At 69.0% G+C, this 4515-nt stretch carries 5 protein-coding genes; 2 read left to right on the top strand and 3 right to left on the bottom strand.

Features of this window, described 5'->3' with window-relative positions:
* Positions 1-1251: BTAD domain-containing putative transcriptional regulator (locus ACWELQ_RS38970; RefSeq protein ID WP_452402023.1), on the bottom strand; the 1251-nt coding region annotated here is incomplete at its 3' end.
* Positions 1252-1378: 127 nt separating this feature from the next.
* A complete protein-coding gene (locus tag ACWELQ_RS38975; protein ID WP_452402024.1) occupies positions 1379-1996 on the bottom strand; it encodes a TIGR03085 family metal-binding protein in 618 nt (205 codons plus the stop codon).
* A 181-nt stretch (positions 1997-2177) separates the two neighbouring features.
* Here ACWELQ_RS38975 and ACWELQ_RS38980 point away from each other — a divergent pair, with 181 nt between their 5' ends.
* Entirely contained in the window at positions 2178-2567 is a 390-nt protein-coding gene (locus tag ACWELQ_RS38980; protein ID WP_452402025.1) for a DUF4189 domain-containing protein, read from the top strand.
* Positions 2568-2600: 33 nt separating this feature from the next.
* Positions 2601-3161, top strand: a complete 561-nt coding sequence (locus tag ACWELQ_RS38985; protein WP_452402026.1) for a hypothetical protein — start codon at positions 2601-2603, stop codon at positions 3159-3161.
* Between the two features lie 116 nt (positions 3162-3277).
* Here the strand turns inward: ACWELQ_RS38985 and ACWELQ_RS38990 are convergent.
* Positions 3278-4515, bottom strand: a 1238-nt coding sequence (locus ACWELQ_RS38990; RefSeq protein WP_452402027.1) for a ribonuclease J, incomplete at its 5' end; no start/stop codon positions are given.

A 4515-nucleotide genomic window follows, 5' to 3' on the forward strand; every position in this document is an offset into this window, starting at 1 on the left:
CCGCACGCCGGGCAGCGCGGTCAGCGGGCGACGCGCCGTCACCAGCACGCCGCACCCGGACTCCCCCGGCAGCAGCGGCGCGACCTGCGCGGCGTCACCGGCGTTGTCGAGCACCACCAGCATGCGGCGGCCGCTGATCGCGGAGCGGTACAGCGCGGCCCGCTCGGCCACCCCGACCGGAATCTCCTTCTGCGCCACGCCCAAAGCCCGCAGGAACGCGCCCAGCACATGCTCCGGATCGGCGGGCGCGGCGCCCGCGCCACCCAGGTCCACATACAGCTGCCCGTCCGGGTAGCAGCTCCGAATCCGGTGTGCCACATGCAGAGCCAACGCGGTCTTGCCGACACCGCCCATACCGGAGATCGCCACCAGCGCCGGGGCGGCACCGCCGAGCACCCCGCACAGTTCCTGCGCCAGATCGCCACGACCCGTGAAATCGCTGGTGTCGGGCGGCAATTGGGCCGGGCGCGGCGCGACCACCGTGATCGGCGCGGTCGCCGCCTCCGGGACCGGCAGCTCGTCGGCGAGGATCTGGCGATGCAGTTCGGCCAGCATCGGCCCGGGCTCGATGCCCTGCTCGGACACCAGCAGTCGCCGGATGCGCTGGTATTCGTCGAGCGCCTCGGTGCGGCGGCCCGCCCGGTAGAGGGCGGTCATCATGAGCCCGCGCAGCCGTTCGCTGTGCGGGTCACCGGTAATCAGCGCCTCCAATTCGGCCATGGCGTGCGAGAAGTCGCCGCGCTGCACCGTGATCTCGAGCAGATCCTCCTCGAGCACCCGGTGCAGCCGCCGCAGGCGCGCGCGTTCGGCCGCCGCCCACGGGCCGGGCACACCGGTGAGCGGATCACCGCGCCAGGCGCGCAGGGCGGTGCGCAGCGCGGAGTCGGCGGTGTCGAGGCAGCCGCCCGCGCGGGCCTCGCTCACCTGGGCGCGCAACCGGTCGATGCAGTCGACATCCAGTTCCAGTGCGCCGTCGAGCCGATAGCCGCGGGCCTCCGAGGACAGCAGCACCGCGCCCTGCGTCGAGAGGTGCTTGCGCAGCGCCCACGCGTAATTGCGCAGCGCGCCCACCGCCGAGGACGGCCGATCCGCACCCCAGATGCCGTCGACGAGTTCCTCGACCGAGACCGTGCGACCGCGCGCGCACGCCAGCATCACCAGTGCCGCCTGCTGTTTGGGTGGCATGGGTGGGATGGGCACCCCGTCGGCCGCCAACTCGACCGGTCCGAGAACCGCCAGTTGCCAAGACATTGCCTACCACCTCATCACACCCGGACCACTTGCCGATGACGCAAGTTACCGCTCGTCGCGTGATCGTTTCATGACCGGTACGGACCACGCCAGTCCGGCCGGGACGGTGGTCTCAGGGGATGAGATGTCAGACGCTGCGGTCGAGGGCGTGGACCAGTGCGACGTCGTCGGGTGCTCCGGTCGCCTCGAGCCGGACCTCGTTGCGGCCGAAGGCATGCAGCAGCAGTTCCGACGGCGGCCCGGCGAGCACCACCGTGCGCTCACCGGCCTGATGGGCGACCGTGCGGCGGCCATCCGGCGTGGTCAGCGCGACAGTAACCGGCGATTTGCGATATGCCATGCGCGCCAAGCCCGTCAGGACCTTCCAGAGCCGGTCCTCATCGGCGGGCGGCAGGGTGCGCGGCTCCCAGCCCGCGCTGCCGCGCCGGACGTCCTCGTGGTGGACGAACATCTCGGTGAGGTTCATCAGCGAGTCGACCGGGCGCAGATAGAACGGCGGGCCGCCGCGCACCTGATCGAGCAACTCGGCGTAGGGCTTGCGGGCGACCTTGGCCTGCACGCTGTCCAGATAGGACGCGAACGGCTTCAGCAGGATGCCGGGGGCGGCGTCGGGGCGGCGTTCGCGAACGATCAGATGCGCCGCCAGGTCTCGGGTGGTCCATTCCCCGCACAGGGTGGGGGCGTCCGGACCGGCCTCGGCCATGGCCTGGACCAGGGCCTGGCGCTCCCGTTGAGCCATAGTCATAAGGCGAACCTTAGTCGCGCGGATCCGAATATGCACGGCACCACTTTTCGCCCCGCGTACCCGCCCGCCCCGGTGAACCGGCACAAAACACAGATGCGGGTTGGCGTCAATTCTTTCGTATCGGTAGCTTGATCGGCGGTCCAGAGGGTCATGGGCCCGAAAGCACAAGAAGGGCAACAACTTGAAGAAGATCGTCAGCGGCGCAGCCGTGATGGTCGCGGCCGCCGGTTCACTGCTGGTGGGTACCGCGGCCCCGGCCAACGCGTACCAGGACTACAACTTCGGCGCGATCGCGCTGTCGGTGTCCACCGGTCGCATCGGCTACTCCTACGATTACTCGGACAGCCCGTCGGCGCAGAACGCCGCCATCAGCTCGTGCACCTACAACGATTGCAAGATCGTGGCGCGCTTCACCAACGGCTGCGGCGCGGTCGCCTACTCGCAGCGCGACGGCTACTACACCTTCGGCGCGGCCTCCTCGCGGGTCGCCGCCAAGAACCAGGCCCTGAACCGGAACTCCGGTGACGCCACCATCATTCACTGGAACTGCACCACCGGCTACCAGCTGTAGTCCGTCGCTCCGAAACCATTGGGGAGAATTTCGTTGAAGCACACCATCTTTCGCGCAACCGCGGCGCTGATGCTGGCCACCTCGGCGCTGGGCCTGGTGGCCTGCAGCAAGTCCGATGACACCAGCAAGGCCGCCGCCACCACCTCCGCGGCCGCGCCCGCCGGCAAGTTCGACGGCGGCGTCGACGGCGACGGCAAGCTCACCGGCGAGGCTCCGGCCCCGACCACCACGGCCGACCTGCCCAAGCCGACCGTCGCCGATCTGAACGACAAGGTCGCCAAGGCTTTCGACCCGTCGATCGACTCCAAGACCAAGACCGATTGGATCGAGGACGCCGCGCTCGACCCGCAGCTCGCCCAGAAGCTGGTCGACGCCGCCAAGGCCAACAACGTCAAGATCAAGATCACCAACGTGGGCGACCCGTCCGCCGGCAAGCTCAAGGCCGACGCCGACGTCACCATCGACGGCAAGCCGGTCCAGAACGCCACCGTCTCCTTCGTCGCCGACGGCAACGACTGGAAGATCGACCACAGCTACGCCTGCTCGATCGTCAAGGCCGCCAAGCTCGATTCCGCCGCCTGCCAGGATAAATAGAAACTCTTGTGGTTCCCGCCCCAGGCGGGATGCCGCCTCCGGCGGAGGGTTGACGAAATCGCCCCGACAGCATTGCTGTCGGGGCGATTCTTATCGTCCTGCTGCGGTTTACGCGGCTAGACGCCGATGACCGTGGGGACGATCATGGGGCGGCGGCGGTAGGTTTCCGCGACCCAGCGGCCGACCACGCGACGGACGGATTGGGCGATGCGGTGGGTGTCGCTGACGCCCTCGACCGCGAGGCGGTGCAGTTCGCTCTCGACGAGTTCCTGTGCGCCGGTGAGGGCTTCGGGATCGTCGGAGAAGCCGCGGCCAGTGACCTCGGGGGTCGAGACGGCCTTGCCGGTGGCGGAGTCGATGGCGACATTGATGGAGATGAAGCCGCCCTCGCCCAGGACCAGGCGGTCGGAGAGGGTGGATTCGCCGACGTCGCCGACCGACAGGCCGTCGACATAGACCTGGCCGACCGGGACCCGGCCGGTGATGGTGGCGATGCCGTCGACCAGGTCGACCACGACGCCGTTCTCCGCCAGGATGACCCGCTCCTCCGGCACGCCGGTGGCCGCCGCGAGCGCGCCGTTGGCACGCAGGTGCCGCCATTCGCCGTGCACGGGCATGGCATTGGTCGGCCGGACCGCGTTGTAGAGGTAGAGCAGCTCGCCCGCCGAAGCATGCCCGGAGACATGGACTTTCGCGTTCTGCTGGGTGACGACCGTCGCGCCCAGACGCGCCAGGCCGTTCACGACCGCGAAGACCGCGTTCTCGTTGCCGGGAATCAGCGAGGAGGCCAGCACCACGAGATCGTCGGGGCGGATATTGATCTGGCGGTGATCGCCGCGCGCCATGCGCGAGAGCGCCGAAAGCGGCTCACCCTGCGAACCGGTCGAAATCAAAACCAGCTTGTGCACCGGCAGATTCGCGGCCTGATCCAGATCGACCACCAGGCCGTCCGGGATGTCCAGGTAGCCGAGGTCCTGCGCGATCTGCATGTTGCGGACCATGGACCGGCCCACGAAGCACACCCGGCGGTCGTAGCGCTGCGCCACATCCACCACCTGCTGGATCCGGTGCACGTGAGAAGCGAAGGAGGCCACGATGACCCGGCCCTTGGCCTTGCCGATCACATTGTCGAGCACCGGCCCGATCTCACGCTCGGGCGTGACGAAACCGGGCACCTCGGCATTGGTGGAGTCCACCAGAAACAGGTCCACGCCCTCGTCGCCCAGGCGGGAGAACCCGGCCAGGTCGGTGAGGCGGCCGTCGAGCGGCAGCTGATCGAGCTTGATGTCACCGGTGTGCAGCGCGATGCCCGCGGGCGTGCGGATGGCGACCGCGATGGCGTCCGGGATGGAGT

Source organism: Nocardia sp. NPDC004722 (assembly GCF_053601505.1).

Coding starts and splice junctions, on each gene's coding strand:
- ACWELQ_RS38975 (WP_452402024.1), bottom strand. CDS start 1,996: ATGACTATGGCTCAACGGGAGCGCCAGGCCCTGGTCCAGGCCATGGCC.